The organism is Deefgea rivuli DSM 18356, from assembly GCF_000620145.1.
Classification (GTDB): Bacteria; Pseudomonadota; Gammaproteobacteria; order Burkholderiales; family Chitinibacteraceae; genus Deefgea; species Deefgea rivuli.
This window is the reverse complement of the sequence record NZ_JHVM01000003.1, coordinates 14,748-30,199: the sequence shown is the minus strand read 5'-3', so window position 1 is coordinate 30,199 and position 15,452 is coordinate 14,748. Positions and strand designations below refer to the sequence as shown.

Sequence of the window (15,452 nt, the reverse complement as noted above, 5' to 3'; positions counted from 1 at the left end):
GTCAACAGACCCTAGTATTGAGCCGCACTTGATGCACTGCCTGCAACTTTTCAAACCCTTCACAAACCACTGCACAAATATTAAGTAAGCCATTCCAGAGTAATATTTTTAAATACTCAAGGGTATTACTCCATAGCCCTTTTAATATGATCGGTAGATAGTAATACCCCTAAAGCACCAAATTTATTACAACGGCATATTACAAAATAAATCACCCTCAATGCAGCACTGGCTTAGGCGTGTTCAATCATCATTGCGACACAGATTTTCGATCCGCAGCACCACTCTAGTCGCCGAGCAGCTAGTTTTTAATCAAAAGTCAGTTTCAAAAAAGCATCGACAGCGCAATCAAGTTTGCGGCACTAAGGTGAATACGCGAAAATCGAAAGCAACTATCAGTATTTCAATGTATTGCGCTACGACTGCACTGTCCGTAGCAATCCCGCCACGCGAATATCGACACCCTCTTTAACCTACAAGGACGCCATCATGGATCACAATCCCCCACCCGTTACTACCGAGTGGCATGCGCTGCCTGCCGATGAGGTAGTCAAACAGCTCGCCAGCAATACTGGCCTTGGGATCACTTCAACTGAGGCCGCTAGTCGTCTACAAAAACACGGCCCAAATTTGCTGCCGCTGGGTAAAAAACAAAGCGCATTCATGCGCTTTTTGCTGCAGTTTAATAATGTTTTGGTTTATGTGCTGATTGGCGCAGGCCTGCTTAAATTTGCACTGGGCCTGTGGCTAGATGCGTCGATTATTCTGGCGGTGGTGTTCCTGAATTCTTTGCTGGGTTTTATTCAAGAAGGCAAAGCGGCGCAAGCACTCGAATCCATCAGCAAAATGCTGTCGGCCGAAGCGCGTACTTTGCGCGACGGCGAAGTGCGTATGATTCCTGCCGAAACCTTGGTGCCAGGCGATGTGGTGCTACTGGAATCGGGCGACAAAGTCCCCGCTGATTTGCGCTTGATCGACGTTAAAAATCTACGCACAGAAGAAGCCGCGCTGACGGGTGAATCGGTTCCGGCGGATAAATCAAGTAACGCCGTCGCCGCCAATGCCACCGTGGGCGACCGTGAAAGCATGGTGTTTTCTGGCACGATGGTCGTTTCTGGCCGCGCCACTGGCGTCGTTGTTGCGACCGGTAGCCACACCGAATTGGGCCGCATCAACCAATTGCTCGCCAGCGTGAATACGCTAGAAACCCCGCTGCTGCGCCAAATTAAAAAATTCGGCTACAAAATCACTTCTGCCATTGCCGTGGTCGCCACGCTGGTGTTTATCTTCGCGCGTTGGGTGCGTGAAATGCCGTTTGTGGATGTCTTTCAAGCGGTGATCGGGATTGCGGTTTCGGTGATTCCAGAAGGTTTGCCAGCGATTATTACGATCACGCTTGCCATTGGCGTGCAACGCATGGCGCAACGCAATGCGATTATCCGCCGCCTGCCTGCGGTTGAAACGCTGGGCTCGGTATCACGGATTTGTTCGGATAAAACCGGCACGCTCACCTTAATGGAAATGATGGTCGTCTCTGCCGTCACCGCCGAAGCCAGCTACAAAGTGAGCGGTGATGGCTACGCACCAGAAGGCCAAATCACCCAAGACGGCGCACCGCTAAGTGAGGACAGCGTGCTGCAAACTGTCGGCCGCGTTTCTATGCTCTGCAATGATGCTGAAATTCACCAAGTGGATGGCGCATGGAAAGTGGAAGGCGATCCCACCGAGGGCGCACTCTACCCGTTTGCCAATAAAATGGGCATGACGCGTGCGGCGGAACAAGCCAGCTACACGCGTATTGATTCGATTCCGTTTGAATCTGAACATCGCTTTATGGCAACGCTGAATCAAGATGCGAACGGCCAGCAAATGTTGCTGGTCAAAGGCGCGCCCGAAGTCATTCTTGAGCATTGCAGCCACCAACAATTGCAAAATGGCGAGATTGTACCGATTGATCGTGCTCACTTTAATGCCGCATCCGATGCACTGGCTGGGCAAGGCGAACGCGTTTTGGGTATTGCATGGCTTAATCAGCCTGAGGGGCTCAATGTCGGCAACCTTTCCGCCGCCGATCTGCCACGCAATTTGGTGTTGCTGAGCTTAATTGGCCTCTTAGATCCACCGCGCAAAGAAGCGATTGAGGCGATTAAAGAATGCCACGCTGGCGGTATCCGCGTGACGATGATTACTGGCGATCATAAAATCACTGCGGCGGCGATTGCCAAAATGCTCGGTATTGGTGATGGCAAAACCGCGATGGAAGGGATTGAAGTTGAAAAACTCAGCTCAGAAGAGCTACGTGAACGCGTTAAAACCGTTGATGTTTTTGCGCGCTCCAGCCCAGAGCACAAGCTGCGCTTGGTTGAAGCGATTCAAGCCAATGGCCAAATCGTCGCGATGACGGGCGACGGCGTGAACGATGCGCCAGCACTGAAAAAAGCCGACATCGGCGTTGCGATGGGGATCAAAGGCACCGAGGTGACCAAAGAAGCCGCAGCGATGGTGCTGGCTGATGACAATTTCGCGTCGATCAGCGCGGCGGTCAAAGAAGGCCGCACTGTGTACAACAATATCGAAAAAGCGATCTTGTTCTTGCTGCCGACCAACGTCGCGCAGGGCGCGGTGATTATGGTGGCGATTTTTATGGGGTTTACGATGCCCATCACCACGCCGCAAATTTTGTGGGTAAATATGATTACCTCGGTAGCGCTGGGTTTGGTGTGCGCGTTTGAGCCGCATGAAAACGGCGTGATGCAGCAGCCACCGCGTGCGGTAGATCGTCCATTGTTGACGGGTTTTGGTCTGTGGCGCGTGCTGTTCGTCGGTCTATCGCTACTGGCCTATACGCTGTGGGCGTTCTTCTGGATGAAAGGCCAAGGCGCATCGGATGCACTATCACGCACCGTTGCGGTCAACGCGATCACCATCGGCCAGTGTTTTTATCTGCTCAATAGCCGCTATTTAATCGACAGCTCAGTGTCGATCAAAGCCCATCTCGAAAACAAATACCTACCTATGGGCATCGGTGCCGTCGTCGTCTTGCAACTGTTGTTTACCTACTTTTCACCGCTGCAAACGATCTTCGATACCGAGTCTATCCCGCTCCACGTTTGGCCGATGCTATTGGCGGGCGGCTTGTTCTTCTTCTTCTTTGTAGAGGCCGAAAAACTGATTATTCGGCTTAAACGTAAGTAAAATTTATTGCTGAGTATTTAAAGGGCGTTGCCGAGTTCCTAACTTGTGCAACGCCCTTTCGCTATGAAGCATCACTGTTTTTACAAAGCTAGAATAAAAAATGCTTCGTCATACCGGCGTAGGCCGGTATCCAGAGCGATGATTGAATCATCATTGCAGCGCAAGAATGACGAATTGATAAGTTGTTGTGTTCTTGTATCGAATAGAGAGATCCCAATGTTTCGCTATACATTGCGTGGCAGTCTTTGGCTGCTGCTGTATTTACTATTTATCCTTGGCCCGCTGTTTGCGATGCTGGCTGGCACGCTGCCCCCTGCCCGTGATTTTTGGACTGAGTTTTCGGTGGCGCTCGGTTACGCAGGCTTGGCGATGATGGGTTTGCAGTTTGGCCTCACAGCGCGCTTTCGCTATGTGACCGAGCCTTGGGGCGAAGATGTGATTTATCATTTTCACCGCAAAATTTCACTGATCGCCGTCGCTCTGGTGATTGCACATCCGATTATTTTATTTATTGTGCGGCCAGAATTACTGGCGCTGCTCAATTCAATTCAAGCGCCATGGCGCGCACGTTTCGCGGCGCTATCGACCTATTCGCTGATTGCGTTGGTCGTCACCGCGATTTGGCGCTGCGAGCTAAAAATCAGCTATGAAGCGTGGCATCTTAGCCATATTGGGCTGGCGCTGATTGCCGTTGCAGCAGGCGTCGCGCATATGGTCGGCTGGGCGTTTTATTTAGTCGATCCCGTCAAGCGCGCCGTTTGGATAGGTATGGTGGTGTTTTGGCTGGCACTGCTGCTGTATATACGGCTGATTAAGCCGCTCTTTATGCTGCGCCGCCCTTATCGGATTGCTGAAGTTCGCGCCGAGCGCGGCGATACCACGACCTTAGTCATGCGCCCTGATGGCCATAGCGGCTTTCGCTTTAGCCCTGGCCAATTTGGCTGGCTCACGCTGACGGGCAGCCCCTTCAAAATCACTGCCCATCCTTTTTCATTTTCATCCAGTGCCGAGGCGCAAGATGGCCGCGTTGAAATGTCGATCCGTAATTTGGGCGATTTCACTGCTGATATTCACAAGACGCAAGTCGGCCAGCGCGTGTATCTGGACGGCCCTTATGGCGCATTCACCATCGGCAATCCGGCCGATATGCATGTGCTGATCGCGGGCGGCATCGGCATCACGCCGATGATGAGCATGATGCGTACGCTGGCGGATCGCGGCGATACGCGCCCAGTGATTTTGCTGTATGCCGCGAAAAACTGGGAAGCCATCACCTTTCGCGAAGAACTCGATGCGCTGCAATCACGGCTCAATTTAAGCATCGTTTACGTTTTAGCCAATCCTCCCGCCGATTGGTCGGGTGAGCAAGGCTATATCACCGCCGAAATGCTCCAGCGCCACTTGCCAGCCCCCTACCACGAGCACGAATATTTCATCTGCGGGCCCAATGTCATGATGGACGCAATTGAAACTGTACTGGGGCAATTGGACGTACCCATGGCCAAATATCACTCCGAACGCTATAGCTTTGTTTAAGGAAATCACCATGCGCCGCTTATTTGCCAACCGACTCGCCACCGCTACTGCCATTATTGTGATTTTAATGGCTGCAATATTTGCTTGGGTGCGGGTGGGGTAAATTCATGCGAAACTTCTGTGTCGGATAACGCCTTCGGCTCATCCGACCTACTTGCTGCTTGAATTTACGAGATACCAATAATATGTCGAAATTACCCTTTGAACAATACGATGATTTTTTCTCTTATATTAGTGACGAACAGGTAAAGGAGGCATTCAAATATATTATTCAGCATTCAAAAAAACTGCCAAACTATACCATTCACTCAAGACCGACTACGTTTATAAAACGTAACGTACATTATTACAACAAAGAGGGTAATTCACCATATTCGTTTATTGCAAATAAAAAATCTTTGCTTTTTTATTTAAGGCAACCTCGAATTACGCACCCAAAATTTGATTGTGAATCTTTAAAAATTAAACTTCCTAACATTGAAATCAAACAGAATAATGGCGGGGAATTTACTCTAAGAATTAGAAATATTGACAACGCAAAAAGAATAATTTCATTTGTATTTTCTAGTTACGATGACTTCTTGTTCCCTGATGAAGTCACAGAAGACATTAGTTACCTCGAAGGCGCCACTACTCAAATTACGGTTAATAATTATGAGCGAAATTCAATAGCTAGAAGTAAATGTATTGAAAAGCATGGCTATGATTGCAGTGTATGCAATTTCAATTTTGAACAAAAATATGGCGAACTAGGAAAAGGCTTTATTCACGTACATCATCTGAGGGCGCTTGCGTCAATTCAAAAAGAATATCAAATTGATCCCATTAAAGATTTACGTCCAGTTTGTCCAAACTGCCATGCGATGTTGCATCGAAAAAATCCAATTTTGAGCATTGAAGAGCTGAAAGCGATTATAGAGTCAAGCTCGGTAGGTTGATGTGAGGTACGAAGCCAAAAGCTTACCGCGAGTGTTAGGCTTCATGCCTCAGCACCAACCTACAAAAACGCCTGCTTTGGGTCGAAAGCGCCCCTCACAACTCGTAAGGCAGAATCTCGGTAAGGTACAAAAAGCTACTCGCATTGCACCGTTACAGAAAAACGGTGCAGTTCGCTTCGCTCAATGCACCCTACCCTATTGCTCTGTACTCATTGATAAATAATGGCTACGATCCTATACCCATCAACACCGATGGGTATCGCCATAAACCATGGCTCCACCCATCCTACATCCCACGGAATTCACCATGTCACCCACTGCTAGCGAACTCACCCAAATCACCGCGCTCACCTTGGCGCATTACGCGCAAAGTGCGATTGCATTTCGGGATGGCACTGCGGGGCATGATGTGAGCCAGAATATTGCGGCTTTATTGCGCCACCTGCCGAGCACAGACGATGCTGGCGGCGTGAATCCGCTGCATATTCTGGATTTTGGCTGCGGGCCGGGGCGAGATTTGAAGGCATTCACTGCGCTCGGCCACTGCGCGGTAGGGCTGGATGGGACGAGCGAATTTGCACAAATCGCCCGCGCGGAGACGACGTGTACGGTGTGGCAACAGGATTTTCTGCAATTAGATTTGCCCACTGCGTATTTTGACGGCGTGTACGCCAATGCGTCTTTATTTCATATTCCCAGCGCCGAATTAGCCCGCGTATTGCGGCAATTGCACGCGACGCTCAAGACCGACGGCGTGCTATTTAGCTCCAATCCGCGCGGCAATAATCAAGAAGGCTGGAGCAATGGCCGCTACGGCGCGTACCACGATTTAGCGCAATGGCGATGCTTTTTGAACGATGCGGGCTTTAGCGAACTAGAACATTACTACCGCCCCACCGGCCTACCCCGCGAGCAGCAGCCGTGGCTGGCAAGTGTTTGGCGGAAAGTTGATTAGAGAAATGAACTAACGATATTGATTGTGAATTCGTAGCGCGGGATTCATCCCGACAATCGGCTTAAAAGCCGACCTACGAGTAGAGATGCAGCGACGACTTATTTTATGAGCATTGATGCTGTGTCGCGCTCGTTGAGCTGGGGCTTAAAAATCCCGTCCAAGCACACCGAGTGAAGGAGAGAGACGAACAGCTTTATCGTTTGGCTCACGACTGATCGAGGGCATCGGGGACCGATGTGCGCCTCGGGTCGCCTTTCTTTGCTTACTTTCTTTGGCGAAGCAAAGAAAGTAAGTGCCGCGCGGTATGAGCGCGACCATGCTGACTAGAACGTTGACGCTTCCAAGTTCAGCGAAGCGAAGTATTTTTATCAAACACAATCCAAATATTACTATTAAATGACAAGTATATAGCGCTAACGCTTATTTAATATTGCTTGCAGCCCAATACATCTAATCCAGCATTTCACTAGCCAAAGGCTAAACTCAACAGCAAAGCCTCATTTACAAGTGAACTTATGCCGTATTTGCCCGAATTAGCCGCGCTAGAAAAAATCATTGCCCAAGCGGGATCGCAGATTCGTACGCAGCAGCACGGCAGCGTTGCGCATTGCGGGCAGCAGTTCCCGCTCTATAGTCTGTGCCTTGGCAGCACCGATCCTGATGCGCCAAGCATTGGCTTTTTTGCTGGCGTACATGGCTTAGAGCGCATTGGTAGCCAGATTTTGATCGCGTTTTTGCAAGGCTTATTGCAACGGCTGAGTTGGGATCGCAGTTTGCAATTTCAGCTGCAAACCATCCGCATGGTGTTTATGCCGATTATCAATCCAATTGGCATGGCGCTGCACCGCCGCGCGAATGGCAATGGCGTCGATTTAATGCGTAATGCGCCGATTGATGCCGATGGTAAAACGGCTTTTTTAGTTGGCGGGCATAGACACGGCACGCATCTACCTTGGTTTCGTGGACACGCGAATACTGAAATGGAAGTGGAAAACCAAGCCTTGTGCGCGGTAGTGAACGAACAACTGCTCAGCAGTCCCGTCAGCCTTGCGCTCGATTGCCATTCGGGTTTTGGCCTGCGCGATCGCATCTGGTTTCCGTATGCGTATACGCAGCAGCCGATGCCACATCTAGCCGAAATTCATGCGCTCAAGCAGTTATTCGATCGCAGCCATCCACATCACCCTTATGTGATCGAGCCACAAGCCAAGCATTACCGTACACATGGCGATGTATGGGATTATCTGCACCGCCAACAAGCCGCGAACAAACTGTTTTTGCCGCTGACGCTGGAGCTAGGTTCTTGGCTGTGGATCAAAAAAAACCCGCGCCAATTGCTGTCGATTTTAGGGCTTTTTCATCCTATGGTGCCGCACCGCCAACAACGCGTTCTGCGCAGCCATTTACCGCTGCTTGAGTTTTTAATCCGCGCCACGCACGATCACGCCAGTTGGCGACCCACCGCCATTGCCCGCTTAACACAGCATCATGCGGCGATTGAACTTTGGTATCGCAAGGACAGACCATGAAACGCTGGGTACTGCTGCGTGGGCTGATGCGCGAAACGCGGCACTGGGGCGATTTTACAGCGCGGTTGCAAGCAAAATTCCCCGCCGATCAAATCATTTGCCTCGATTGGCCGGGGAATGGAGTATTGCATCAGCAGCGCAGTCCGAGCGACATCCACGGCATGGTGAGGTATCTCCGTGAACAGCTTATCGATCATGGACATGCAGCGCCATACCATGTGGTTGCGGTTTCATTGGGGGCAATGGCTGCGGTAGAATGGGCGCGGCAAGCACCCCAAGAATTCATCAGCGCGACCTTAATTAATACCAGTTTGCGGCCATTTAATCCTTTCTACCAACGTCTCAGGCCGCGCAATTACGGCAAATTACTCAGCATGCTATGGCACACGCCCGCCCAGCAAGAGCAGCTGATTTTACAACTCACCAGCAATCAAGCTCAGGCTGCGGTGCTAGCACAATGGATAGGCTATCAGCAGCAATACCCGATTGCACGCCGCAATATTTTGCGCCAACTGTGGGCGGCGCTGCGCTATCGCAGTGAACTCTCGCGCCCCGCCGTGCCACTGCAAATCTTGTGTAGCCAGCACGATCAACTCGTCGATCCGCAGTGCAGCCAAACGCTCGCTGCCGCTTGGCAAATACCTTGCATCACTCATCCCAGCGCCGGACACGATTTGCCGCTAGATGACCCTCAATGGGTGATCCAGCAATTAAGCCAATTGATTAGCATTTAATTTGCGCCTGCCAAAATCAATGTTCTAATACAGCTTGACCTTCCCATGATGGGAAGGCTGAAACTAAGGCTGTGATGAATACGGCAGGAGTTCCTAGCATGACAACAACGCAGAATACAAATCCAAGCCGAATATTAAAACTCAATATTGAAGGGATGAGCTGCGCCAGTTGCGCCGCGCATCTTGAGCAAGCGCTCCAAAAGACGCCGGGCGTTAGCAAAGTGAGTGTGAATCTGGCACTGGAAAACGCACAGCTCACACTCGATAGCGATGTTCCCGAAAGCCGCGTGCTGGCTGCGATTGCGAAGGCTGGATATCAGGCCACGCCTGCTCAAACGGCTTTCAATAAAACGAATGCCGATCAGACGGACTCTGATCAAACACAAATTATCCAACTGAATATCGAAGGAATGACGTGCGCCAGTTGCGTGCGCCATGTTGAAAAAGCATTGCTGGCGAGCGATGGCGTGATTTCCGCCTCGGTCAATCTAGCCACGGCCAGCGCGCGGGTGATACTTAAATCGGGTGCGCCAACGCAACTACTCGCCGCCCTGAGCCAAGCGGGCTATAGCGCCAGCCTAATTACCCCCAATACCGCCCCCACCACAAAACGGGATTTAACATCGCCCCAATGGCCGATTTGGCTAGGCGCGCTACTGTCTGCGCCACTTGTTTTACCGATGCTACTAGAACCGTTTGGCCTGCACTGGATGCTACCGGCTTGGCTGCAATTTATGCTCGCAACGCCAGTGCAATTTTGGCTGGGCGCGCGCTTTTACCGCTCAGCATGGCTGGCTATCCGCAATCATCGTGGCAATATGGATTTACTGGTGTCACTGGGCACGAGTGCCGCCTACGGCTTGTCGGTTTATCAGTGGTTATTTGGCGCGCCCCACAGTGCTTTGTATTTTGAAGCGGCCGCCGTGATTATTACTTTGGTACTGCTGGGAAAATGGCTGGAAGCCCGCGCCAAACAAGATGCCACAGCCGCAATCAAAGCCTTGCAAGCTTTACGCCCGTCGCTAGCGCGCGTTCGAAGCAATGGGCAAGACATTGAAATACCCTTGGCGCAGATACAATTGGGTGATCTCGTTGTGGTCTTACCTGGCGAACAAGTGCCGGTTGATGGCCTTGTTTTAGAAGGTGACAGCCAGCACGATGAATCCATGCTGACGGGCGAAAGCGTGCTGGTGAATAAAACCACCGGCAGCACCGTAACCGGCGGCGCAATCAACCATGATGGCGTGTTGCTGATCGAAACCCGCGCGCTCAGCGATGAAAGCACGCTGTCTCGGATTATCCGGATGGTAGAAGAAGCCCAAGCCGGCAAAGCCGCTATTCAGCGCTTGGTCGATCAAGCGAGCGCGATTTTTGTGCCCGCGGTGCTGCTGATTGCACTACTGACTTGGCTGGTGTGGTGGTACTGGAGCGGCAATATTGAAATCGCCATTTTACATGCCGTTGCCGTGCTGGTGATTGCTTGCCCATGTGCCTTAGGGCTGGCAACGCCAACTGCCATCATGGCGGGAACAGGGATAGCCGCCCAGTTCGGGATTCTAATCAAAGACGCCGAAGCGCTAGAGCGAGCACACCAAATTGATGTGGTTGTTTTTGATAAAACCGGCACCCTCACCGAAGGCAAACCGGAACTGATAGCCCTCACTCCAACAAATGGCGAAAATAACCAGCACACGCAATTACTAGAAATCGCCGCCGCGCTACAACGCGGTAGCGAACACCCGCTGGCTAAAGCCGTCATCGCAAAATCATCCACCAGCCCCGCCTTCACCGCTACTGGGCTGCAAGCCTTGCCCGGGCGCGGCATCGCTGGCGATATTGCTGGGGCTCGCTATTTGCTGGGCAATCAACGCTTAATGCAAGAGCAAGGCATAGACCTAAGCGCAATGCAGGCCGTGCATGATCAAGCCTTGGCCGAGGGCTACACCGTCTCTTGGCTAGCCAGAGAGGCGAAGGGTGCAAATACTTTACTGGCTATGCTGGCTTTTAGCGATGAGATTAAAGCCTGCGCCAGAGCCGCAATTGCACAACTTCACGCGATGAACATCAAAACAGTGATGCTCTCAGGCGACAACCGCGCTGCTGCTGAGCGAGTGGCCAAACAGCTGGGGCTGGATAAGGTCATTGCACAAGTCTTGCCGCAAGAAAAAGCCGCGCACATTGAAGCCATTCGTGCCCAAGGGCTGTGCGTTGCGATGGTGGGTGATGGCGTCAATGATGCGCCCGCTTTAGCCGCTGCTGATGTCGGCATTGCGATGGGGACTGGCACTGATGTAGCGATGCATGTCGCTAGCGTGACCTTAATGCGCGGCGACCCGCAACTGGTCAGCCAGACGATTGAAATATCCCGTCTAACCTACCGTAAAATCAAACAGAACCTGTTCTGGGCATTTATTTTTAACGCCATTGGCATTCCACTGGCCGCATTTGGCCTACTCAATCCAATGATTGCAGGCGGTGCAATGGCATTTTCCAGTGTGAGCGTGGTTTCCAACGCTCTGCTTTTAAAACGATGGAAACCCAAACAATAGGACACAAGATGAACATCGGACAAGCCGCCGCGCAAAGCGGGCTCAGTAGCAAAATGATTCGGCACTACGAAAGTATTGGGCTAATTAAACCTAAAGGCCGTAGTGCCGCAGGCTATCGATTGTTTAATGAATTCGATATCAGCCGACTTAAATTCATTTACCAAGCCCGCACTTTGGGTTTTTCATTGGAGCAAATTGGGCAATTATTGTTGTTGTGGCAACAGGAAGATAGAGCCAGCGTGAATGTCAAAAAGCTAGCCGAGCAACACATCGACGAACTCAACGAAAAAATACGCGCGATGCAAAAAATGAAGCAAACACTAGAGCAATTAGTAGAAATCTGCCCAGCCAGCGATGATCCGAATTGCCCAATTTTAAAATCCCTATCCAACGACGAGCAGAGCAATACAGCGAATTGCCACAGTGCAGCCAAGATAAATCAATCGCGCTAAAGGCGTGGCATAGCGCTTAATCCGGCTGTAAATGCTATGCCGACTAGACAATGTCAAAGATCATGCTGAAAATGGCTGCTTTGGCCGATATGTCGATTCCAAAGCAGTAAAAACGAAAGGCCGCATCAGATCGCCGCCTTAATCATTTTTACTCCAAAAGCTATTATGACCAAAGCGAACGCTTCATAACTTATAGAATTTAGGATGATTCGCTTTAACTTTGACTGCAGGGGAAAATCAAAGTGAAGCACGTTTGCTGCAAATCGCTACTGACCTGCATACGACCACGATGCAATTGCATGATGGAACGCACGATCGCCAGACCTAAACCGCCGGAATCACCGGCCTGATGGCGTGAAGGGTCGCAGCGATAAAAACGATCAAAAATAAATTCAATTTTGCTTGGGTCTATCATCAAGCCCTGATTCGATACGCTAAGTTCTATATTGTTATCCACTTGCTGGCTTGAGATGATGATGGGCTTGGCTTCATCGCCATACCGTAAGGCATTGGCAATCAAATTGGCCAAAGCTCGCCGCAATAAATCAGGTTCGGCCCACATCTGATGATTTGCTTGGTTGACGAGTGTGATCTGCCTTTCTTCCGCCATACCTTCAAAGTAATCACACAATTGGGCGACTAAATCGTGAAGCTCAATCCGCTCGGGCTTAATGGACGCGTTTGCTTGTTCGGCGCGAGCCAAAAACAGCATATTGTCGATCATACGAGCAAGGCGCTCGTACTCCTCTTGATTTGAAAATAATAAATTTTGGTATTCATCCTGTGAGCGATTTTGCTGTAAAGCCAAACTGGTTTGCCCCATTAAATTATTCAATGGCGTACGCATTTCATGCGCTAGATCTTCAGAAAATCGAGATAGTTGTAAAAAACCATTTTCTAAGCGGTTTAGCATTTGGTTGAGTGCTTCAGTTAAAGCTTTCAGCTCATGATGAGGCCCAAAATGAGTCAGCCGAAGGTGTAGATTCTGAACGTCAATATGTGTAGCTTGCGCCGCCAATTGCCGTACCGGCCTTAGCCCTCGGAAACTCACTAGCCACCCCAAAGCAAAAGCTAATACCGTGCCGATGAATACCGCGGTCATCATTTTTAGGGTGTAGGCGGCGAGCATTTGTTCGCGTTCAAGCAGCAGCTTTCCGGCAATTAAGGTGAAACGTTGCGAGCCGTACTCTATTGTTTGAACGGCCAAGCGCGTGGGCTGCGGATCGCTCCAATCCAGCAACTTGATCGTGGCTTGTTGCGGTACTTTGGGTATCGGTAATTGAGGTGGATTGATTTCAATGATGGGTTGCCCTTGCTCATTCAGCACCCACAGCAAATTATCACGATTACCCAGCATGTTTTCGTAAAGCTGTGGGCGCTGGCCTAATGCATCAAGGCTGCCACTATCGCGAATAATTGCGTGGATGCGCTCTAACCGTCCTTGCAATGCCTGATCGTCACGCCAGATGATTTCATGCTGCAATGATTGGCAGAGGTAAATGCCAATTCCACCCAGTAAGAGCACGCTGACCAGCGCAAACATGGATGCCAATCGAATACTGAGCGTCATGATTGCGCTTCCAAGCTATAGCCCATGCCGCGAATGGTATGAATCAGTTTAATCGGATAAGGATCGTCAATTTTGGCGCGCAATCGCCGAATAGCCACATCGACTACATTGGTATCACTATCAAAATTCATATTCCAAACCTGAGACGCAATTAAAGTTCTCGACAACACCTCTCCCTCACGACTGAGCAATAAATGCAATAAGGCAAATTCTTTGTTGGTTAAAGTGATTCGCTCGCCTTGGCGGCTCACGCGGCGTTTTAATAAATCGAGCTGTAAATCGGCGACTTCAAAAAATTCTGTTTCTCTGGGCGGGCCACGGCGCAGCAGTGTTCGCACGCGAGCTAATAATTCAGCATACGAAAAAGGCTTGATCAGATAATCATCCGCACCCAGTTCAAGCCCCTTCACTCGATCTTCAATCGCATCGCGCGCAGTGAGAAACAAAACAGGCGTTTTTGATTTTCGCCGCAAGATTTGCAAAAGTTGCCAGCCATCTAGCCCCGGCAGCATGACGTCCAGAATGATGAGATCAAATTCGTATTCTTGAATAAGATGCTGACCATCAAAACCATTCAGCGCCACTTCAACGATAAACCCAGCCTCGCTTAAGCCTTTACGCAAATAGTCTGCCGCCTTGATTTCATCCTCTACCACCAGTATTCGCATTTCTATCCTCAGCTACGCTTTATGCCGTGCACCCAATCCCTAAGAGTAGGCGAAAACGCACTTTCAGCTCATTACAAATATGTCATCTTCAGGCAATCGATATGACGGCGTGCGTTTGGCAAGATGGCGACATCTGACAACGCAGCAGGATTAATCGATGAAAATCAAACGCACTTTCTGGCCGATGGTGGGGCTTATGGTTTGCGCCGCGAATGGTTACACAGCAACAAACAACCCGATTTTGCAACAGCCAAATATGTCACTGGCTTTAGCTAATCAATTGATCAACGCCACCTTAAATGCGTGTCACGCTGACAATCGCTCTGCGGTGGTGGCAGTGGTTGATCGTGGTGGCAATTTGATTGCAGTGCAAAGAGATGATCAGGTCGGTCCACACAATACTGAAGCCGCACAACGTAAAGCCTTTACCGCTTTATCGACCAAGACACCAACTCGCCTGTTGGCAGAACGGGCACGCAATACGCCAGATTCGAACAATCTGGCAACGCTAGATAGCCTTTTATTAATCGGTGGTGGAGTACCGATTTTTAGCGGCAAGGACATCATTGGCGCGATTGGCGTCGGCGGTGCGGGCGGCGCGGTTCAAGATGAAAGCTGTGCACTCCAAGCGATTCAACACGTTTTACCCACCACAAACTAAACCAGGAAACCATCATGATTAAAATGAAATCAATTCTAGCAGGCATGATTTTTAGTAGCCTTTCTGCACTGGCTCTAGCCGCTGCAAATCCGCTCAGTGTGCATGTGCTTAATTTACAGGATGGTCTGCCTTCAGCGGGAGTCACTGTCAAACTTGAAAAGCAAGACGGTAAAAACTGGTCGACTCTCAATAGCGGCACTACGAATGAGCAAGGTCGAATTACGGCGCTGTATCCAAACGATAAAAAATTAGAAAAAGGCGTCTATCGCGTTACTTTTCAAACAGGGGAATGGTTTGCTAAGCAAAATTCGTCTAGCTTTTTTCCAGAAATCCCCGTCATTTTTACTGTAGATGCTGCTGTACCGCACTATCACATTCCACTACTACTAAGCCCGTATGGTTTTTCAACCTATCGCGGTAATTAAACTCATTTTTAGTGCTTCTCGATTTCTGGATTATCCTGAGCCTAATAGACAGCCTCAGGTTTCCCGCATGTTCGCTTAGGCCGAACAGCATGCCTCTGAAATGATTAAGGCCGCAACCTGATGGTTAGCGGCCTTTCTTTTTTTACTTGTATTTGTATATATTTCAACATCGGCAAGTTGAATTGTCCTCTGCGGGGTATGAGTCTGGGGATCAACGCTAACGACACCGATGATTTGCCC

At 50.1% G+C, this 15,452-nt stretch carries 12 protein-coding genes; 10 read left to right on the top strand and 2 right to left on the bottom strand.

The window, feature by feature from the left end:
• Positions 1–489 precede the first annotated feature (489 nt).
• The 8 genes from Q320_RS0100130 (at position 490) to cueR (ending at position 11,888) form a co-directional block, all read left to right on the top strand.
• Positions 490–3,195: an HAD-IC family P-type ATPase gene (locus Q320_RS0100130; protein ID WP_084282212.1), complete on the top strand. Its 2,706-nt coding sequence runs from the start codon at positions 490–492 to the stop codon at positions 3,193–3,195.
• 216 nt (positions 3,196–3,411) lie between these two features.
• Positions 3,412–4,731: a ferredoxin reductase family protein gene (locus Q320_RS0100125; protein WP_027467300.1), complete on the top strand. Its 1,320-nt coding sequence runs from the start codon at positions 3,412–3,414 to the stop codon at positions 4,729–4,731.
• 185 nt (positions 4,732–4,916) lie between these two features.
• Positions 4,917–5,669: an HNH endonuclease gene (locus Q320_RS21120; RefSeq protein ID WP_084282210.1), complete on the top strand. Its 753-nt coding sequence runs from the start codon at positions 4,917–4,919 to the stop codon at positions 5,667–5,669.
• A gap of 307 nt (positions 5,670–5,976) precedes the next feature.
• On the top strand, positions 5,977–6,624 hold the full coding sequence (locus Q320_RS0100110; RefSeq protein WP_027467299.1) for a class I SAM-dependent methyltransferase: 648 nt from the start codon (positions 5,977–5,979) through the stop codon (positions 6,622–6,624).
• A 515-nt stretch (positions 6,625–7,139) separates the two neighbouring features.
• Complete coding sequence (locus Q320_RS0100105) at positions 7,140–8,153, top strand: DUF2817 domain-containing protein (protein ID WP_027467298.1); 1,014 nt, start codon at positions 7,140–7,142, stop codon at positions 8,151–8,153.
• On the top strand, positions 8,150–8,887 hold the full coding sequence (locus Q320_RS0100100; RefSeq protein ID WP_027467297.1) for an alpha/beta fold hydrolase: 738 nt from the start codon (positions 8,150–8,152) through the stop codon (positions 8,885–8,887). Before Q320_RS0100105 ends, Q320_RS0100100 begins: the two co-directional genes overlap by 4 nt.
• Positions 8,888–8,985: 98 nt before the next feature.
• Positions 8,986–11,436: a heavy metal translocating P-type ATPase gene (locus tag Q320_RS0100095; RefSeq protein WP_035851532.1), complete on the top strand. Its 2,451-nt coding sequence runs from the start codon at positions 8,986–8,988 to the stop codon at positions 11,434–11,436.
• An 8-nt stretch (positions 11,437–11,444) separates the two neighbouring features.
• Positions 11,445–11,888 (top strand): Cu(I)-responsive transcriptional regulator, encoded by a 444-nt coding sequence (gene cueR, locus Q320_RS17820; RefSeq protein WP_051534336.1) that lies wholly within the window; start codon positions 11,445–11,447, stop codon positions 11,886–11,888.
• 214 nt (positions 11,889–12,102) lie between these two features.
• Here the strand turns inward: cueR and Q320_RS0100085 are convergent, their stop codons facing one another.
• Both Q320_RS0100085 and Q320_RS0100080 read right to left on the bottom strand, forming a co-directional pair.
• Positions 12,103–13,458 (bottom strand): heavy metal sensor histidine kinase, encoded by a 1,356-nt coding sequence (locus tag Q320_RS0100085; protein ID WP_035851529.1) that lies wholly within the window; start codon positions 13,456–13,458, stop codon positions 12,103–12,105.
• Positions 13,455–14,126 (bottom strand): heavy metal response regulator transcription factor, encoded by a 672-nt coding sequence (locus Q320_RS0100080; protein ID WP_027467294.1) that lies wholly within the window; start codon positions 14,124–14,126, stop codon positions 13,455–13,457. Before Q320_RS0100080 ends, Q320_RS0100085 begins: the two co-directional genes overlap by 4 nt.
• Positions 14,127–14,283: 157 nt before the next feature.
• Here Q320_RS0100080 and Q320_RS0100075 point away from each other — a divergent pair, with 157 nt between their 5' ends.
• Entirely contained in the window at positions 14,284–14,787 is a 504-nt protein-coding gene (locus Q320_RS0100075) for a GlcG/HbpS family heme-binding protein (protein WP_027467293.1), read from the top strand.
• A gap of 14 nt (positions 14,788–14,801) precedes the next feature.
• Complete coding sequence (gene uraH, locus Q320_RS0100070; RefSeq protein ID WP_027467292.1) at positions 14,802–15,212, top strand: hydroxyisourate hydrolase; 411 nt, start codon at positions 14,802–14,804, stop codon at positions 15,210–15,212.
• The last annotated feature ends 240 nt before the right edge of the window (positions 15,213–15,452 follow it).

What these genes read in the sequence shown, in the direction of transcription:
- Q320_RS0100130 (WP_084282212.1), top strand. Translation starts at nt 490, where the DNA reads ATGGATCACAATCCCCCACCCGTTACTACCGAGTGGCATGCGCTGCCT.
- Q320_RS0100125 (WP_027467300.1), top strand. Translation starts at nt 3,412, where the DNA reads ATGTTTCGCTATACATTGCGTGGCAGTCTTTGGCTGCTGCTGTATTTA.
- Q320_RS21120 (WP_084282210.1), top strand. Translation starts at nt 4,917, where the DNA reads ATGTCGAAATTACCCTTTGAACAATACGATGATTTTTTCTCTTATATT.
- Q320_RS0100110 (WP_027467299.1), top strand. Translation starts at nt 5,977, where the DNA reads ATGTCACCCACTGCTAGCGAACTCACCCAAATCACCGCGCTCACCTTG.
- Q320_RS0100105 (WP_027467298.1), top strand. Translation starts at nt 7,140, where the DNA reads ATGCCGTATTTGCCCGAATTAGCCGCGCTAGAAAAAATCATTGCCCAA.
- Q320_RS0100100 (WP_027467297.1), top strand. Translation starts at nt 8,150, where the DNA reads ATGAAACGCTGGGTACTGCTGCGTGGGCTGATGCGCGAAACGCGGCAC.
- Q320_RS0100095 (WP_035851532.1), top strand. Translation starts at nt 8,986, where the DNA reads ATGACAACAACGCAGAATACAAATCCAAGCCGAATATTAAAACTCAAT.
- cueR (WP_051534336.1), top strand. Translation starts at nt 11,445, where the DNA reads ATGAACATCGGACAAGCCGCCGCGCAAAGCGGGCTCAGTAGCAAAATG.
- Q320_RS0100085 (WP_035851529.1), bottom strand. Translation starts at nt 13,458, where the DNA reads ATGACGCTCAGTATTCGATTGGCATCCATGTTTGCGCTGGTCAGCGTG.
- Q320_RS0100080 (WP_027467294.1), bottom strand. Translation starts at nt 14,126, where the DNA reads ATGCGAATACTGGTGGTAGAGGATGAAATCAAGGCGGCAGACTATTTG.
- Q320_RS0100075 (WP_027467293.1), top strand. Translation starts at nt 14,284, where the DNA reads ATGAAAATCAAACGCACTTTCTGGCCGATGGTGGGGCTTATGGTTTGC.
- uraH (WP_027467292.1), top strand. Translation starts at nt 14,802, where the DNA reads ATGATTAAAATGAAATCAATTCTAGCAGGCATGATTTTTAGTAGCCTT.